Below are 18,709 nucleotides of genomic sequence, written 5' to 3' on the forward strand. Positions count from 1 at the left end.
GAGATTATTTTTTAATTATCTATAGTTTGAATTAAAAGTTTAAACCTATACCCAAGCGAATCATTCTTGGTGAGCTGTAGTGATAAGGATTATTAACTCTTATTGAATACAAGTCGATAAATGTTTGAGTACTTATTTGGTTGTTTATCTCTGTTTGATACTCAGCTGCACTCAAGAATCCGTCATCATCGGGGTTACCTGTTGCAGAATAAACACCCATTATGTTTTTAGAGTTAAGAATATTTAGCACCTGTAGATAAACGTTTAGGTAATAATTCTTTTTATTTCCGTTTTTATCTTTTTGCGTAGCAAAAGTAAAGTCTTTGTCTAAACGTCCGTCGAAACGGAAAGACCATGGCATACGAGAACCGTTATACGAACCTTCGATAATTTTTTGGACACGGTATACCGGATATATTTTGCTTGAACGTGTATAAGGAGTACCCGAACCACCGTTCATAGAAATATTTATACCTGTATTAGCCAATATATCTTTTCCTCCAACCTTTGGACCGTTGTAGTCTTGTCCTTCGCCATAGCGGAAGTCAAAGTTAAGAACTAAAGCGTGACGTCTGTCGTGTGTTAGTGGGAATAAGTTACGCAAGTTAGGTTGTCCCGAGCTGATAAGAGCTTTTGAAGTTTCAGGATCGGAACCTGTACCGTTAGCAAACTGTAATGTGTAGCTTGCTCTTAAACGAACATTACCTGTACGGCGTAAATCGTATGTTAAAGTAAGACCTTTAACTGTACCAAAGTCTATATTATGGTATGAATAATATGTTTTAGGATATGCTCCTGTATAACGGAACGACTGGATTTGGTCTCTTGATTCGATATAGAACGCCGAAATATTAATTGACGATGTATTGGTTAGTTTTTGTTTATAACCTAACTCGTAGTTAACGTTTTGTTCGGGTTTCAAATCAGGGTTAGAGAAAGTAGGATTGCTTTCATTAGCCCAGTATAAATAGTTAACAGGGTCGAAAGTGTTAGCAGATTTAGGACGTTGTGTAATAACGTCGTAGTGAGCATAGAATAAAGCCTCATCGGTAACCGGGAATGAGAATGATATACGAGGCATTACAGACCATTGCGGTTTGTAATCGGAGAACGAGCTATTAAAGTTTTCGCGTTCTACCTTATCTAATGTTTTAAAGTAAGGTATAAGACCTATATCTGTTTTAATAGAACTCTTTTCAGGGTCAACAACTTCGTTTCCACCTGCGTCGTACCAAACATTTTCATGTCTGTAACCTTTAACAGTAGTAGGATTTTCCATATTATCGACGTAAATTTTATAATCATCGCCCATGCTTGCAGGGTGAGTAAAATTATTGTCTTCTCCAACTGTTCTGATAGGATATAGAGAATATGGGTCGGCAAGTACCGGCTGGTTAGCATCGAAACGGTCGACTCTAACACCTACGTTAAATACCAAATCTTCGAAAGCAAATTTATCTTGTAGATAAAATGCCATGTAAATTGGTTCTTCGGCTGCAATCGGGCGTGTATAAACTCCGTTTTCATCTCTCTTGGTAAAGAAGTCCATATGACTTGGTTTATTAGCTCCGGTAAACTTGTTGCCGTGGAAATCGTAGCCTCTGGCGTAAGCAAACTGTCTGGAACTGTTAGGACCTAACAACTCATCAGCACTAAAGAAAGTAATATCTATAGGCTTCGACAAGGTAACGGTTCTTCTAACCATATCGTTATCGTAGTACGAAATTGTGTACGTTTCGGGATTGTACGAATCTATATCTATGTATTCGCTACCATTTGTTGGTAAGCCCATTGCTTCTCTTAATCTTCTGTCAAATACGTATTGTGTTTCGGTACCAACTAAGAATTTATAATCACGTTGGTACACATCGCACACTACTCCGTCTATTTCAATTTGTCTTTGAAGATCAGTGTCTATTGGGTTTTCTAAGTCTAACTGTTTAATATGCGAGTTTGTACTCAAATACATATGACTCCAAAAAGCTGTAGGTGCATATCCTACATAAGAATATGTTCCACGTTCGAAAGTCATACCGAATTTAACTTCGTGATTTTTAATATCGCCCGATATATTGAAGTTAGCTGTAAACTGAGTTGACGAACTCATTGAATAACCTGATTGACGTGCACCTGGCATACCAAACAAACTGTAAATTCCGCCAAAACGAGTGTTAGGGGTTTGTCCGTTTAGCAAACCACCATATCCATATAGTTCCTCTCTGTATTTAAAGCTACCAAATTGTTCGTAAACGTCTGTGGTATGGTTGGCAATAAGCGGGTTATAAGTTGAAGGTGTGAAAATGATTGCAGTATCTGCATATCCGTCAAATTCATAATAAAATCTTCTATTGGCTGTATCTGCCACCTCATTGTACGCCCTCTTCTTATGTGTATCAAACTGTCCAACATGTCCGTAAGCCATTAAGTTATCTTTTAGCTCAGCATCTTCTCTTTTGCCAAACGACTGCGAGTAGTCTGCCTGAAGCTCAAGATATACGTTCTTAAATACCGAATTGCTTTCCGGATTGTTAGGGAAGCGATGAGTATATCTACCGTAAACTCTCCAGGTATTACCACTTACCATGCTATTGTTGTCGTAGTTGAACATTGAGTTATAATAACTGAAATCTCTTCTGGAGAATAGATTATACGAACCTCCGAAGGTAAGGTTGGCATTTTGCGAAAGAGTAACGTCGAACTTACCTGTTGCATTTATACTAAAGTTATTGCTATTACGGGTTGATTTTGAAAATTCAAGATCGTCCTTAGTAATAAATAAGGCTTTGTAATGGTTTGGGGTATTTGGTTGGAATGGATGCTCTAACATGTCTTCCAAAACATCATCTTTAATATAGTAAGATCCAATTGCAAGAGGACTTCCGTCTTTTCTATAGGTAGCATCGGCTGCTATAAAGTATCCAACAAGTGCTCTATTTGTTGTTTTGTTAACAAAAATAGGTCCTGTGATGTTAAGCCCTGCTCTATTATATCCGTACGGGTCTAGCAATTCTGAGGTTTGAAGTTCAAGACCTCCTCCAAACATTCTTGAAGGTCCTCTTGTTGTAACGTTGGTAATACCACCGATAGCATCACCGTATTGTGCCGGCAAACCACCCAACATAACCGATACCTGCTCAATAGCAGATTCGGGGAGGCTGCTCGAACCTATAACTTTAATACCGTCGATGTACATAACGTTACCTTCAGTTCTTTGTCCTCTCACACTACCAACTTCACCGTCGCGTGAAAAAACTCCACCAACGCTGGTAGCAACGGATGCAGCACTTCTGATAGGCATCTTTGCGATTTCCTCAGATGTAACTGTACCGCCTTGTACTGTGTTGTCTTTACTAATAAGAGGTACTTTGTAGTCAACCACGACGACTTCTTCCAACTGAGTAGATGTTGACTCTAACTCAATGTCTAAGAATTCGGTTTTGTTGGCTGCAATAACAAATCCTCTGATAAGCACGGGTGAATATCCAACGTAAGAAACTCTTACATCGTATGTTCCCGGCTGTACCGGTTTAATTGTGTAATTTCCATCAAAATCGGTTGTACCACCGCCTGCTTGTGTGCCACCGTGCTCAACAACAATATTTGCAAATGGAATCGGTTCTTTGGTTTTTTTATCGTAAATCTTTCCCCTCAACGCACCCGATTGAGCGTATCCAAAGGTACTTGCGACTAAAAACCAAACGAAGAATAGGAGTATTTTTCTTTTCATACTGAATTGGTTTATTTGTAAATAATAGTTTAATTTTATTTATTTTAATTTAATTCTTATTTATTCAATACTTATCAAAATAAGGTGTCAAAGATAATATATTTTTAACCAAATTTAACAAGAACAAGAAATTTGATGAAAAATTTTTTGTTAAAAATATTTTTTATTTAGCAACTCGCTGTATATCACAGCCTTTTGCAAATCAAAATTTATTGCTAATTTTTCGTCTTTTATATCTTCTACCTGTATTTTGTCGATATTTTCTAGTTTATTAGAATAATCGTATTCAATTTCATCAATTATTGTTTCGAGAGAGTCTTCCGAAAGAGGCTTATACCTAGTGCCCGAACTTCTCGTATTTTCTTCGTAATCGGAAAGAGTATCTGCTTTACTATCAACAATATCCCTCAAAGCGGATTGCTTGTTTAGCTTTTCCTGCTTCTTTTTTTTCGCTTCGTAAACCGAAAATATAACCCAAAAAGCAGTAAACAGAATGAATAATATCGTGTTCATAGTAAGGCTTAAAAAAATATTTTTCAAAGATAAAAGATTTTTAATATTTTAACCTGAAAATCGTATTTTTTTTGTTAAAACTGTAATATATTATAATAAGGTATAGCAATTATTTTTTTATCTGAGAAAAATAAATTTGTAAAAAGCTGATAGGGTTTAAATTACTTTCTGTTAAACCTTTTAGCTTTTTTACGTGTTCTTTTCATCATCTTTTGAGTTTCTTTGTCTTGTTTTTTGAAGTGAGCCTTTTTCAACTTTTTGTATTCTTTTTGCTGAGCTTTAACTATGGCTCTTTCTCTACGTTCTACTTTTTTTTGCTGGCTACGGCTAAAAATACCACACGATGAAGTTGTAACTATCAAGAATACTAAAAGCAGAATTTTAAAAAATTTGTTCATTTCAATAAAATAAAAAGTGTTTAATGTAAGTTGTCTAATTATAAAAAAACTTTATCTTTATAGTTCCTTTATATTGAAACGCAAAATTGTTATGAAACGTACATATAAAAATATTTTTTTTACTTTGTTATGCTCCTTTTTCATGTTTTTATCGTGTGGCGATAAAAACTATCCTGATATACCCTACGTTAATGTCGACAGGTACTTGTATATTAACTCAATGGATTATATTCCCGTAGGTGGATACAAGTACATAGACGATGGCTACAGAGGTTTGATTGTTTACAGAATTATGACCAACGAGTTTTCGGTATTTGAAAGGTGCTGCCCACACGATCCCGAAAAGATAACAGCAAAAGTATTTGTTGAAGAATCGGGCGTTATATGTATTGACACAACTTGTGGAAGTCGTTTTAATTTGGTTGACGGAGGCAAAATTGAAGGTCCATCGATTTACCCTTTAAAAATGTATCGCCATAGCTTTGATGGGGAGGTCTTACATATATATAATTAGTGGTACGGGTTACGGGTTGCGGGGTGCGGGGTGCGGGTTAGTCCCGAAGTTTCGGAAGAGTTACGAGTTATGAGTCGGGAGTTTTGAGTTAGGAGTTAGGAGTTACGAATATTTTTCCTGACTCAGAACTCAAAACTCAGAACTAATTCACTAACCACTCATCACCCATCACCCATCACCCATCACCAACCACCGACCACCACTTGCACATTTACACAAAAAAAGCTGCCTTTACAGACAGCTTTTTGTTTTATAAGAATATTTACTTATCTACTAGTACATTCCGCCCATTCCGCCCATACCTGCCGGCATAGCCGGTTCTTTGTCGTCTTTTATATCGGAGATGACAACTTCGGTAGTTAGGAACATTCCTGCGATAGATGCAGCATTTTCTAATGCAACGCGAGCTACTTTGGTTGGGTCGATAACGCCAGACTCGTAAAGGTTTTCGTAAACTTCTTTGCGAGCGTTAAAGCCGAAATCATCTTTACCGTCTTTAACTTTCTGTACTATTATTGATCCTTCGAGACCTGCGTTTGCAACAATTTGTCTGAGCGGTTCTTCAAGAGCACGACGGATAATCTTAACGCCTAAGTCTTGGTCTTCGTTTTCCAATTTTAATCCGTCCAATGCCGAAATTGCTCTAATGTAAGCAACGCCACCGCCGGGTATTGTACCTTCTTCAACAGCTGCTCTGGTTGCGTGAAGTGCATCGTCGTAGCGGTCTTTTTTCTCTTTCATTTCAACTTCGCTAGCTGCTCCAACGTAGATAACTGCAACGCCACCGCTTAGTTTAGCAAGACGTTCTTGTAGTTTTTCTCTGTCGTAGTCGGAAGTAGTATTTTCAATTTGAACCTTTATTTGGTTAACTCTGCCTTGAATAGCTTCTGAACTGCCTTTTCCGCTAACAATAGTTGTGTTATCTTTATCAATATTAACTTTTTCCGATTCGCCTAAGTAGCTTAGGTCAGCATCTTCCAAACGATAACCTTTTTCTTCGGAAATCACGGTTCCACCTGTAAGAATTGCAATATCTTCAAGCATTTCTTTTCTTCTGTCGCCAAATCCCGGAGCTTTAACAGCTGCAATTTTCAACGAACCTCTGATTTTATTTACCACTAGTGTTGCAAGAGCTTCTCCGTCAACATCTTCGGCAATAATTAATAGAGGACGACCGGTTTGAACAACTTTTTCGAGTATAGGTAAGAAATCCTTCATTGTACTGATTTTCTTGTCGTAAATCAAAATAAAAGGATTTTCGAATACTGTTTCCATTTTTTCGGTATCGGTAACAAAGTATGGAGAAATATATCCTCTATCGAATTGCATACCTTCAACAACTTTAATAGTTGTTTCAATACCTTTGGCTTCTTCAATGGTAATAACGCCTTCTTTAGAAACTTTTTCCATTGCTTCGGCGATAAGCTTACCGCTATCGGGGTCGTTATTAGCCGAAATGGTAGCAACTTGTTCTATTTTTGCGATATTGTCGCCAACTTCTTGCGACATACCTTTGATATGTTCTACCACAACTGCAACAGCCTTATCTATACCGCGTTTCAAATCCATAGGATTGGAACCTGCAGTTACATTTTTTAATCCGGTAGCAATAATCGACTGTGCCAAAACGGTAGCCGTAGTGGTTCCGTCGCCTGCTACATCAGCTGTCTTGGAAGCTACTTCCTTAACAAGCTGAGCTCCCATATTTTCAACTGAATTTTCTAATTCTATTTCTTTAGCAACGGTAACACCGTCTTTAGTAATTTGTGGTGCTCCGTACGATTTTTCTATAATTACATTACGTCCTTTTGGTCCGAGTGTTACTTTTACAGCATTAGCCAACATGTCAACACCCCTTTTCATTTGGTCGCGTGCTTCTAAATTGAATATTATTTCTTTTCCTTTCATCGTTGTAAATTTTAAATGTTGTTATTGTTTTCGGTTATTTAGATAATTGCTAAAATATCACTTTCTCTCATCATAAGATAATCTTCACCGTTATAATTCAATTCGGTTCCCGAATATTTTCCATACAATACGGTATCGCCTACCTTTACAGTAAGTGGTTCATCTTTTTTGCCGTTACCTACTGCGACAACTTCTCCTTTTTGTGGTTTTTCTTTAGCTGTGTCGGGAATAATAATACCGCCTGCTGTTTTTTGTTCTGCTTCTGCCGGTTTAACTAAAACACGGTCTGCTAATGGTTTAATGTTAATTTTAGACATATTATTAAATTTATTTTTAAGTTAATTTATTATTCAAATACGCCTTAGTATTTCATAATTTATGCCATTTTATTTTTTAAAGGCTTAAAAAATGGTAATTTAAGAAAGTAAAAGCTGATAATAATTTAAAATGCTGCAATAAAGACGCTGTGTGTCAGCATATTACGCTAAATAAAGGAATTGTTAATGTCCGTCTTAAAAATAAAAAAAGTGTCAGTTTTTAGACTGACACTTTGTCGGAATAATATCTTATCAATTTTATTCTTCTGTCGGAATTGGCTGATAATCTTGAATAGGCACTGCATTTTCGTCAATAACTTGTCTCAACTCTGTATCAGCTTCGATGTTGTGTCTTACACCACGTGGTATAGCTACAACAGAAATCAATGATAATGCCAAAATGACTATTGCAGTTCCCCAAGTAAATTTTTCTAAGAAGTCGGTGGTTTTTCTAACTCCCATGTACTGATTTGACGAAGAAAAATTAGAAGCCAAACCTCCACCTTTTGAGTTTTGCACCAACACTACCAATATAGTTAGCACTGCTGCTATAAGAATTAAAATTGCTATAAAAACGTATGCGTTCATGTTATAAAATTTTGACTTTTTTGTATTTCTTTAATTTGGTTTGCAAAGTAAACACTTTTTTCCGGATTAAGCAAAATTAATTTTTCGTAAATTTCAATTGCCTTATCAAAATGCCCTTGATTTTTATATATTTCAGCCAAAGCTTCCGACACCAAATCGTCGGGTTTAGTATCGCTTTGTTTGGCAACATTGTATGGTCTAAAGAAGTCCCCTTTTTTGGGTTTTATGCTGGGCTGATTGCTAATAAAGGCATCTATTAAGTCTTGCTGACTATATATTTCATCTTGCTCATCTTGAGTATCGGTGTATTGTTCATCTAGTTCAGTCGATGAATTTATATTTTCTGGTGAATTTTCCGACAGTTTTATTCTAATTCTATTTACTAGTTTATTTAACTGCTCATTGGTTGTTTCTTTTTGAGAAATTGTTTCGGGTTTCTCATCAATGACATCAATATCTGTTTGCTCGGTTTTGGTTACTTCAACATTTTGGGTATCTACTTCCTTATTATTATAGTAAGCATCTCGACTATGGCTCACACTTTGATTCACCAAAGGTTTTTCTTCTAAAAATTTTTTTAGCATCGCTCTATCCGAAGCATATGCCGAAGCTAATTTTAGCGAAAGCGGATAAGCCTTATGTTTGGTATTGAGCAGATTTTTTGCAAGTAAAACTCTAGCCAACTGAAACGACGGATATTTGCGAATAACCTTCCATAACTCATTAACAACCAACCTGTCCATGCTTTCGGGTTGCCGGATATACCTTGTTAAATGTGCTATTGTTATATTGTTTTCCATAGTTTTACCAATTTACTACGGCTCTGTTAAATATATCGTCGGTAAGTTCTTCATTAATAGTTTCAATCAATGCGTTTTCTACCTGCGATAGTTGTAATCTTGAATCGAAGTCTGCATAGCGGCTAAAAGATTGCTCAAAATTTTGTTTTTCGTCTTTTGTATTAACAAACCTGACTCTAACGTTTATTCTGAGTCTTTGCATAGAAGCTCTTTGATCGCTTGTAACAGCAACAGGTTCGAGGTTATAGTCGGTTATTTCGCCCTCGAGAGTAAGGTCGCCGTTGTTGTTTACCAAAGATAAAGTCGATTGATTTACAAATTTATCTCTAAGTGCTTCGGTAAATACCCTACTCAAGGTCGGATTTACCATTCGAGATTTATTTTGAAAATAATCTATACTTATAGTTTTAACATCAGGACTAATACTTGCTCCGGTAAATGAATATACACCACACGAGACGTACAAAAACGAAGTAATTACGGTTATCAATCCGAAACACGATATTTTGCAGTATTGTCTGAATGTACGACTCATTATTTTTACAAATTATATTCTTTAATTTTGCGATAAAGTGTTCGTTCCGAAATTCCTAATTCTTTAGCTGCTACTCTTCTTTTACCGTTATTTTTAGCCAAAGCTCTTTTTATCAGTTCTTTTTCGTTGTGTTGTAGCTGAAGACTTTCTTCCAAAACTTCGGTAGGTTGAAATTCTTCTACGTATTGATTGTCAACAGGAACAACTATATTTATATTATTGGTTTCGGGAATATTTTGCGTAAAATGGTCTTTAGTTACAAGGTCTGAAATTTCGTCAATACTTTTGGGATAATTATCTTGCGATAGATACGAAACTACTTTTTTCAGATCCGAAATATCTTTACGCATATCGAAAAGTATTTTGTACAAAATTTCTCTTTCTCCCAACTCTGATGCGCTTTTTTTATCGACTAAAGTAGGCAGAAACTGATTATCCTGAGGTAAGTATTTTTGAAGTGTTTCGGCGTTAATATTTCTGTTTTTCTCTATAATTGAAATTTGTTCCGTAATATTTTTCAACTGTCTGACATTGCCGGGCCATCTGTAATTGGTAAGCATTTCAACAGCTTGCTCATCGAGCTCAATAGTTGGCATACGGTATTTTTCGGCAAAATCGGAAGCAAATTTCCTAAATATCAGATGAATATCTTCCTTTCTTTTTCTGAGTGGAGGAATATGAATAGGCACAGAACTCAAACGGTAGTACAAATCTTGTCTGAATTTCCCGGTTTCTACTGCTTCGTTAACGTTAATATTTGTAGCTGCAACAACTCTAACATCGGTTTTTTGCGGTTTTGAAGAACCAACTCTTAAAAACTCACCCGATTCTAACACACGTAACAAACGAACTTGCGTTGACAATGGCAGCTCGGCGACTTCATCTAAAAAAATAGTACCGCCATCAGCAACTTCAAAATAACCTTTTCTAGCATCGGTAGCACCTGTAAACGATCCTTTTTCGTGTCCGAAAAGCTCCGAATCTATTGTACCTTCAGGAATTGCTCCACAGTTGACAGCAATGTATCTGCCATGCTTACGGGTACTTAGGTGATGTATTATTTGAGGAAACACTTCTTTACCCACACCGCTTTCGCCTGTTACCAAAACGCTTAAATCGGTTGCAGCTACTTGCGCAGCTACATCTATAGCATTGTTTAACAGAGGCGAGTTGCCTATTATCCCAAACCTTAATTTAATAGCTTGTACGTCCATTCTTTTATATTTTCGGCAAAATTAAACATTTCTGTCGTTTAAATAACAAATTTAACGACATTTTGTCATATAACAACCTTTGTTTGCAAATTTTTATTTTCGGATAACGGCTCCGTACTGCTTCTGATACATATTCATTAGCGAATCCATGTATCCGTCAATTTCCGAATCGGTAAAGGTTTTCTCTTCGTTAATAAATTGAAACCTAAGCGCATACGATTTTTTATCGTCAGCTATTTGTTTACCTTCGTATACGTCAAACAAAATCACCTTTAACAAAGGTTTTTTAATGAGTTTAAACGCCGCATTCTCCAAATCGGAATATTTAATATTCTTATCGATAATAAATGCTAAGTCTCTTTCAACTATAGGATATTTAGATAAGGTAATTTTAGATTGCTTGGCGTATATAGCTTTGCTTAATACCATTTGCCAATTTATTTCGGCATAAAACACTTTTTGCTTAATTCCGAAGTTTTTCAAAACCTTTTCGTCTAATTCTCCGTAGTGTGCCAGAAAATCATTTCTTTGCGACAAAGTTTGTCCGTAGGCAAATATACCACTTTCTGTGTCGGTTTGTGTTAAACTTTCTAAAGGTATGCCCGATTTTTTTATTATAGCTTCTACAAATGATTTTAAGTGATAAAAATCTGCCTGCTTGTGAGGATTATTCCAAATGGTTGGAAGCACGTTGCCTGTAGTTAAGACCGCAAGATTTGAGTTTTGCCAATATTTTTTTTCAACATCTTGTTCGCTCTCATCGGCATTAAATCTATAGACGTTTCCAAACTCGAAAAACATTAGGTCTGAATTTTGCCTATTTATATTGAAAGCAACATTTTCTAAAACCGAATAAAGCAATGTTTGACGCATTACGTTAAACTCTGAGCTTTGAGCATTTAAAACTTTTGCGCATTTGCTCAAAGGATAGCTGTCGTTATTTTCGTAATACTTTGAAGCTGTGAGAGAGTTGTTCAAAACTTCTACAAAACCATTGGCACTCAAATATTTCGATATATTGGTGCGTAATTTATCGCCATCGGGTTTTTTGCCATAAGATAAAGAGCTTGAAACTTTATCGTAGAACGGAACATTGTTGTAGCCGTATATTCGCAATATTTCTTCAACAACATCGGCAGGCTGTAAAACTTCGACCTTTGCAGTTGGTACTAAAACTTTCAGTTCATCTTGACCGAGAAGTTCCACTTCAAAATCCAAGGATTTCAAAATTGAAACAATATCATTCATATCTATTTCAACACCAATTAGATTGTCGATATACTGCTTTGTAACGGTTATAGAATGTTTTTGAACCGGATTTGGATAAACGTCAATTATTTCAGATGCAATATTTCCGCCTGCGACCTCTTTCATCATCATAGCCGCTTTTTTAAGAGCATAAATTGTGATGTTTGGGTCGGTTCCTCTTTCGTATCTGAAAGAGGCATCGGTTGACAAACCGTGATGTCTGGCTGTTTTTCTGATATGAACTGGATCGAAACATGCACTCTCGATAAATACCGTGGTTGTTTTATCAGTAATCGATGAATCTATCCCGCCGAACACTCCTGCAATACACATAGGTTCGCTACTGCTGCATATCATAAGGTCTTGCGAAGTTAGTTTGCGTTCAACTTCATCTAAGGTTACAAAAGGTGTATCATGTTCTAACTTTTTAACCACAACGGCGTTGCCGGAAATTTTGTCATAGTCGAATGCGTGCAAGGGTTGTCCCAAATCCATCAGAATGTAGTTGGTAATATCTACAATGTTGTTGTGTGGACGAATACCCACAGCCGAAAGGCAATCGCGAAGCCACTGCGGCGACTCTTCAACAGTAACATTATCGACTAAAATACCAGAATATCTGATGCAAGCTTCGGGGTTTTGTACCTCAACAGAAATTGGCTTTGACTTACTTTCGATAGCAAAGTTTTTGACTTCGGGAACCGAAAAAGTTATGTTTTCTTGACTTTTGTTTTGTTTAAGAACAGCGTACAAGTCGCGAGCAGTGCCAAGATGCGAAGTAGCGTCTCCCCTATTAGGCGTAATTGCTATGTCAAAAACAGTATCGGAAGTGATATTGTACAAGTCTGCTACCAAAGTGCCGACTTGAGTTTCAGCAGGCAAAACCATAATACCGTCGTGAGATGAACCTATTCCAACTTCATCTTCGGCACAAATCATTCCGTAACTTTCTTCACCCCTGATTTTACTTTTTTTAATTTCAAAGGGTTCACCATCGGTGGGATAAAGCTTTGTGCCTACAGTTGCTACAACAACTTTTTGTCCGTTAGCAACATTTGGAGCTCCACAAACTATATCTAAAACTTCGGTTCCTACGTTTACCTTACAACAGCTCAGCTTATCGGCGTTGGGATGTTTTTCTACCGACAACACCTCGCCAACTACTAAGCCTTTTAAACCGCCTTTTATGGTTTCGTAGCTTTCAACTTTTTCGACTTCCAAACCGCAATTGGTAAGAAATTCCGAAATATTTTCAGCACTTTTATCAATATTAATGTAATTTTTAAGCCAAGATAATGATACTTTCATTTTATTATTATTTATCGTTGAACAAAGATAAGGTAATTACAGCAATTGCACTATTTTATCGATTTATTTTCAATAAACTGCTTTAAATTGAGCAATATTTCTTTTAAAAAATTATCGAACATTGAAGAATAGGCAATCATCACAATTGGTGGTATGTCGGCTTTTGAAGCAATATTAACATCAACATTATCGCCGTTGTCGGTTATATTAAAAACGATGTCGGCATTTTTCACTATGTTGCTTGTCATTTTCCAAACCACTTGCTCGTAAGCTACAGCGTGTTCATTTGTGAAAGTAATATCAACAATATTGCGATACGAAAAAGAACAAGTGCCTTTTGTAGCTTGCCAATTATCGATGTATTGTGGAATAACTTCCGAAAAATTTGTAAAATCGTTCAGAATATCGAAGGTTCCTGATGCTGTACTCTTTATGTTAACAGGATCGGAAATATTTTCTTTTATCATTATTCAATTCCCCAAGTTGATGGATTGCTTCTCCATTGTATAAGCGACTGCATATCACTTTCTTTGATATAATCGTGTTGTAAGGCTGTTTTGATAAGGTCGTTATAATTTGTTAGCGAAAAAAGCTGACAATTTGCAGCTTTAAAATTTTCGATGGCTTCTTCCAATTGATACGAAAAAATCGACACCATACCTTTAACGTTGGCTTCAGCTTCGCGAAGTGCAGCAACAGCATTCAGACTACTTTTGCCTGTGCTTACAAGGTCTTCTATTACAACCACCGATTGTCCGCTTTCAACAACGCCTTCAATCTGGTTTTTCATTCCGTGATCTTTTTTCTCGCTTCTAACGTAAGCAAAAGGCACACCCAAATCTTGTGCAACCAATGCTCCTATAGCTATTCCGCCTGTAGCAACACCTGCAATTACAGCAACAGGTCCGAACTCAATATTTATTATTCTAGCCATTTCCTGACGAACATAAGTTCTTATTTTTGGAAAAGACAAAATCCTGCGATTGTCGCAGTATATAGGCGATTTTATGCCCGATGCCCATGTAAATGGAGTTGTATTATTTAATTTTATTGCTTTAATTTGCAAAAGAGATTCTGCTGTTACTGCCGAAATTTCATTTAAATATTCCTTCATAATGCAAAGATATACTGTTTATTTTCATCAACGTTGTATCAACTTTTACAGCAACAATAAAGCTTTACGCAAAAAAAACGTTGAAGACAATATTGTTTACTACAACGCCGAATCAAATTTATTTGATCATGTTTTAAATTTTTTATCTGACGACAAAGGTATAAATTTAACTATAATTGCAAAGAAAAGTGAAATAAAAAATGCTATAAAAAAGTTCAAATCTTTGTTTATCAAAATTGACGCAGCAGGAGGAATTGTAGTCAATAGCAAACAAGAAATACTGTGGATTTACCGACTTGGGAAATGGGATTTACCCAAGGGAAAAATAGAAGAGGGTGAAAGCCGAAAAAATGCCGCTTTAAGAGAGGTTGAAGAAGAAACAGGACTTAGCAACCTAACTATTTTAAGAAAATTGGGAGTTACAAGGCATATTTTTTCAAAAAAAGAAAAATACCATTTAAAACATACGCATTGGTTTTTGATGTATTGTGCAGATAATAGCGAGCCAATACCACAAACAGAAGAAGATATACAAATTGTAAAGTGGTTGGATAGGGATAAAAGTTTAGTATGTATAAACAACACATATGACTCTATTAAAGATTTGCTGTTGGAAATTGATATTGATAATTTGTTTTTATGATTAATTAGCTATTGGTGAATGGTGGTGGGTGAATGGTGGTGGGTGAATGGTGGTGAGTGATGGGTGGTGAGTGATGGGTGGTGAGTGATGGGTGGTGAGTGATGGGTGGTGAGTGATGGGTGGTGAGTGATGGGTGGTGAGTGGTGGCTTATATCAATTATCAATTATCAATTATCAATTATCAATTATCAATGAACAATGAACCCCGAAACTTCGGGACTAATTACTAATTGTTAATTGCTAATTAAAAATTACCACGTAACACGCAACACGTAACCCGCAACACGCAACACGCAACACGCAACCCGCAACCCGAACCCGCCAACAGCTAACAGCTAAAGGCTAAAAGCTGCTATCACGGTTAATTTCTGTTAAAAACAAATTTTATTTTAAATAATAAGTCATATTAATTACTTTTGCAGAGCATATATTTATATGATAAGAGATGAAACAAAACACAGGAGGACAAAAAATACGTTCATATTTAAAACAACGCCTAAAAGACAGGTTTCGTTTTATCATCTTAAATGAAGACACTTTACAACAAAAGCTATCGTTTAAGTTGTCGCGTTCAAATGTGTTTATTATAATAAGCATTTTATCGATATTGCTTGTATTGCTTACGGCGTACATTATAGCTTTTACTCCTTTAAAAATGTACATACCCGGATACACCAATCCTACACTTCAACATCGTGTTTATGAAGCCGAAATTAAAGCCGACTCTATTGAAAAGAAACTATACTCGTATGAGTTGTACTTACAAAACATAAAAAACGTTTTGAGCGACAATATTCCGGTAGAAGTTCCCGAACCTGCCACCGACAGCAGCGAAAATAAGGGTGTTACGGTGGTTGCCGACAATACTTCGGCAAAGGATTCATTGCTACGAAAAGAATACGAAGCCTACATCAACTTGAACTACTTTAGCTCGGAAGAGCAGAAAGAACAAAACCTTATTACGGAAGCAAAAATCTACAACTTTTATCCACCGATAAACGGTATAATTTCGTCGAAATTTAACCCCGCAATAGGTCATTACGGAATTGATTTGGTTGCCGAAACAGATGAAGCAGTGAGAAGCGTGCAAGACGGCACTGTCATGTTTTCCGATTGGACTATAGAAACAGGCTACGTTATAATAATTCAACATAGCGGAAGTATTACATCAGTATATAAACACAATTCCGTTTTGCTTAAAAAAACAGGTGAAAAGGTTATTGCCGGAGAAGCAATCGCCATTATTGGAAATAGCGGAGATTTTTCCAGCGGTCCGCATTTACATTTTGAATTGTGGATAGACAGAATTCCGGTAAATCCCCAAGATTATATTTTATTTTAATCAATACAAACAACGAAGTGGCAAAAAAACACATAGCAATTTTAGGGTCAACAGGTTCGATAGGCACACAAGCTCTTGAGGTTATTGAGTTTCACAAAGATTTATTTGAAGTTGAAGTGCTTACTGCCAATACCAATGCCGAATTGCTAATAAAACAAGCTATCAAATTCAAGCCCAATGTTGTTGTAATTGCCGATAAAAGCAAGTACAAAGAAGTTTCGGATGCTTTGTTTGACCACGGCATAAAAGTATATTGCGGAAATGAAGCAATATGTCAAGTTGTTGAAATGGAAACGATTGATATTGTTTTGGTAGCATTGGTTGGTTGGTCAGGTGTTGAACCTACTTTAAAGTCAGTTGAAAATAATAAAACCATTGCCTTAGCTAATAAAGAATCGTTGGTAGTTGCCGGTAGCCTGATTTACAAAGCCATTGCTAACTCCAAAAGCAATATTATTCCTGTTGACTCCGAACACTCAGCGATATTCCAATGTCTATCCGGAGAATACAATAATCCAATAGAAAAAATTATACTTACAGCTTCGGGAGGACCGTTCAGAGGTAAAGACCTTAATTATTTGGGAAATGTGAGTGTGCAAGAGGCTTTGGCTCACCCCAATTGGGTTATGGGCAAAAAGGTTACTATCGACTCTGCAACGCTTATGAATAAAGGCTTAGAAGTGATTGAAGCCAAGTGGCTTTTTGGTGTTGAGATAAGCAAAATAGAAGTTGTCGTTCACCCCGAAAGTATAATTCACTCTATGGTGCAATTTGAAGACGGCTCTATAAAAGCACAGTTGGGGGCTCCAGATATGCGTTTGCCTATTCAATACGCATTTTCGTACCCCGACAGAATAAAAGCTTTTTACAAAACCTACGATTTTGCAAATCACACAACATTTCATTTTGAAAAGCCTGATTTAAACACATTCCCTTGCTTATCTTTAGCATATTCTGCAATAGAAAAAGGAGGAAATACAACATGTGCACTCAACGCCGCCGACGAAGTCGCTGTTGAAGCATTTTTAAATTCGCAAATAAAATTTACCGATATACCCAAAGTAATAGAAAAAACCATGCAAAAGTGCTATTTCATTGAAAGTCCTGATTTGGACGACTTAAAAACAACTCATGCCGAAGCCACAGAAATAGCCAAAGCGATTATTAACAACAAAAACAGATAACTATATATGGTAGTTTTAATAAAAATAGCTCAATTATTACTCAGTTTATCAATTTTAGTACTAGTTCACGAATTTGGTCACTTTATAGCTGCAAAAATTTTTAAAGTTAGAGTTGAAAAGTTTTACATCTTTTTTAACCCTTGGTTTACACCTTTCAAGAGACTAGTTGGGGAAACCGAATACGGTATTGGCTGGTTGCCTTTGGGCGGATATGTAAAACTGTCGGGAATGATTGACGAATCGTTAGACACAGACCAAATGAAGAGCGAACCCAAAAGCTATGAGTTTAGAACAAAACCTGCTTGGCAACGGTTTATAATTATGGTTGCAGGAGTTATTATGAACATAATCTTAGCAATAGTAATTTACATTGTAGCTATGTGGGTTTGGGGCGAACAATACCTTCATAACAGCGAAGTTAAATACGGCATTTCCGTCGATTCAATAGGATACGAAATGGGCTTACGCAACGGCGATAAAATTATTTCTGTTGACAATATCATTTACGAAGATTTTTACGAAATACCTGCCGCAATAATTCTCGAAAATGCCGAAACTATACAGGTAGAACGCGATGGTAAAAATGAAAATATAGTTATCCCCGACGGATATATTTCGAAAATAATAAAATCAAAATCGGGGAGTTTTATAACTCCGAGAATACCTTTTATAATTGGCGGTTTTACCGAAGTTTCGGCTGCAAGAGATGCCGGAATGCAGGTTGGCGATAAAATCATATCAATTGACGGCAAGCCTGTTTATTTTGATGAATTTAGAGAAGAAGTTAAAAATTACAAGTCGGCTACAACGCCTATAACCCTTGTAAGAGACAGCGACACGCTAACCCTTATGGTTAATATTAGCGATGAAGGTATGATTGGTGCTGCTGTACAATCGCCGTTGTCTATTTTTAATATTACAAATAAAGATTACAGCTTGATAGAAGCAATACCGGCAGGAACTAAAAAGACCTTCACTGTTGTTAATGATTACTTCAAACAGCTTAAACTGATTTTCTCGCCCGAAGTTAAGGCTTACGAATCGGTTGGTGGCTTTATTACCATTGGAAAAATCTTTCCCGACACTTGGAATTGGCGTGCATTTTGGAGTCTTACAGCATTTTTATCGGTTGTTCTTGCAATTTTAAATATACTACCAATCCCCGGATTAGACGGAGGGCACGCCTTGTTTGCTTTGTTTGAAATCGTTACCGGAAGAAGACCCGGCGACAGATTTTTAATTAACGCTCAAGTTGTGGGTATGATAATTCTGTTTGCATTAATCATTTTTGCCAACGGCAACGATATAGTGCAACTTTTGTCGGGAAAATAATAATTTGAAATCTCTGAAATAATA

17 protein-coding genes are annotated in these 18,709 nt (G+C 36.4%); 5 read left to right on the forward strand and 12 right to left on the reverse strand.

The genetic code is table 11. The annotated features are described in order from the left end of the window. Window positions 1-31 precede the first annotated feature (31 nt). The 3 genes from PHP31_00840 to PHP31_00850 form a co-directional block, all read right to left on the reverse strand. On the reverse strand, window positions 32-3,727 hold the full coding sequence (locus PHP31_00840; protein ID MDD3737826.1) for a TonB-dependent receptor: 3,696 nt from the start codon (window positions 3,725-3,727) through the stop codon (window positions 32-34). A 150-nt stretch (window positions 3,728-3,877) separates the two neighbouring features. Continuing rightward, window positions 3,878-4,267 (reverse strand): hypothetical protein, encoded by a 390-nt coding sequence (locus PHP31_00845; protein ID MDD3737827.1) that lies wholly within the window; start codon window positions 4,265-4,267, stop codon window positions 3,878-3,880. 134 nt (window positions 4,268-4,401) lie between these two features. Beyond that, window positions 4,402-4,638 carry a hypothetical protein gene (locus tag PHP31_00850; GenBank protein ID MDD3737828.1) on the reverse strand — a complete coding sequence of 79 codons (237 nt, stop codon included), beginning with the start codon at window positions 4,636-4,638 and terminating at the stop codon, window positions 4,402-4,404. A 91-nt stretch (window positions 4,639-4,729) separates the two neighbouring features. Here PHP31_00850 and PHP31_00855 point away from each other — a divergent pair, with 91 nt between their 5' ends. Continuing rightward, window positions 4,730-5,152: a hypothetical protein gene (locus tag PHP31_00855; protein MDD3737829.1), complete on the forward strand. Its 423-nt coding sequence runs from the start codon at window positions 4,730-4,732 to the stop codon at window positions 5,150-5,152. 273 nt (window positions 5,153-5,425) lie between these two features. On the opposite strand, the gene groL is transcribed toward PHP31_00855, so the two are convergent. The 9 genes from groL to pyrE all read right to left on the reverse strand — a co-directional run bounded on the left by groL (window position 5,426) and on the right by pyrE (window position 14,184). Continuing rightward, window positions 5,426-7,060 (reverse strand): chaperonin GroEL, encoded by a 1,635-nt coding sequence (gene groL / locus PHP31_00860; protein ID MDD3737830.1) that lies wholly within the window; start codon window positions 7,058-7,060, stop codon window positions 5,426-5,428. Between the two features lie 38 nt (window positions 7,061-7,098). Next, window positions 7,099-7,368: a co-chaperone GroES gene (locus tag PHP31_00865; GenBank protein ID MDD3737831.1), complete on the reverse strand. Its 270-nt coding sequence runs from the start codon at window positions 7,366-7,368 to the stop codon at window positions 7,099-7,101. 267 nt (window positions 7,369-7,635) lie between these two features. After that, window positions 7,636-7,965, reverse strand: a complete 330-nt coding sequence (gene secG, locus PHP31_00870; protein ID MDD3737832.1) for a preprotein translocase subunit SecG — start codon at window positions 7,963-7,965, stop codon at window positions 7,636-7,638. Next, entirely contained in the window at window positions 7,962-8,765 is an 804-nt protein-coding gene (locus PHP31_00875) for a tetratricopeptide repeat protein (protein MDD3737833.1), read from the reverse strand. The genes secG and PHP31_00875 overlap by 4 nt, the downstream gene beginning before the upstream one ends. Before the next feature lie 4 nt (window positions 8,766-8,769). After that, the gene (locus PHP31_00880; GenBank protein ID MDD3737834.1) at window positions 8,770-9,300 is read right to left on the reverse strand and encodes an LptE family protein; all 531 of its coding nucleotides are present in this window, start codon (window positions 9,298-9,300) and stop codon (window positions 8,770-8,772) included. Between the two features lie 5 nt (window positions 9,301-9,305). Continuing rightward, on the reverse strand, window positions 9,306-10,514 hold the full coding sequence (locus PHP31_00885) for a sigma-54 dependent transcriptional regulator (GenBank protein ID MDD3737835.1): 1,209 nt from the start codon (window positions 10,512-10,514) through the stop codon (window positions 9,306-9,308). A gap of 93 nt (window positions 10,515-10,607) precedes the next feature. Next, window positions 10,608-13,070 carry a phenylalanine--tRNA ligase subunit beta gene (gene pheT, locus PHP31_00890; protein ID MDD3737836.1) on the reverse strand — a complete coding sequence of 821 codons (2,463 nt, stop codon included), beginning with the start codon at window positions 13,068-13,070 and terminating at the stop codon, window positions 10,608-10,610. A gap of 50 nt (window positions 13,071-13,120) precedes the next feature. Next, window positions 13,121-13,537, reverse strand: coding sequence for a hypothetical protein (locus tag PHP31_00895; GenBank protein MDD3737837.1), 417 nt, complete (start codon window positions 13,535-13,537; stop codon window positions 13,121-13,123). Then, window positions 13,537-14,184, reverse strand: coding sequence for an orotate phosphoribosyltransferase (gene pyrE, locus PHP31_00900; protein ID MDD3737838.1), 648 nt, complete (start codon window positions 14,182-14,184; stop codon window positions 13,537-13,539). Before pyrE ends, PHP31_00895 begins: the two co-directional genes overlap by 1 nt. Window position 14,185: 1 nt before the next feature. On the opposite strand from pyrE, the gene PHP31_00905 reads away from it, so the two are divergent. The 4 genes from PHP31_00905 to rseP all read left to right on the forward strand — a co-directional run bounded on the left by PHP31_00905 (window position 14,186) and on the right by rseP (window position 18,685). Further along, complete coding sequence (locus PHP31_00905; GenBank protein MDD3737839.1) at window positions 14,186-14,827, forward strand: NUDIX domain-containing protein; 642 nt, start codon at window positions 14,186-14,188, stop codon at window positions 14,825-14,827. 445 nt (window positions 14,828-15,272) lie between these two features. Further along, on the forward strand, window positions 15,273-16,169 hold the full coding sequence (locus PHP31_00910) for a M23 family metallopeptidase (protein ID MDD3737840.1): 897 nt from the start codon (window positions 15,273-15,275) through the stop codon (window positions 16,167-16,169). Beyond that, entirely contained in the window at window positions 16,169-17,353 is a 1,185-nt protein-coding gene (locus PHP31_00915; GenBank protein ID MDD3737841.1) for a 1-deoxy-D-xylulose-5-phosphate reductoisomerase, read from the forward strand. The genes PHP31_00910 and PHP31_00915 overlap by 1 nt, the downstream gene beginning before the upstream one ends. Window positions 17,354-17,359: 6 nt before the next feature. Then, a complete protein-coding gene (gene rseP, locus PHP31_00920; protein ID MDD3737842.1) occupies window positions 17,360-18,685 on the forward strand; it encodes an RIP metalloprotease RseP in 1,326 nt (441 codons plus the stop codon). The last annotated feature ends 24 nt before the right edge of the window (window positions 18,686-18,709 follow it).

This window comes from Lentimicrobiaceae bacterium (genome assembly GCA_028697555.1).
Classification (GTDB): domain Bacteria; phylum Bacteroidota; class Bacteroidia; order Bacteroidales; family UBA4417; genus UBA4417.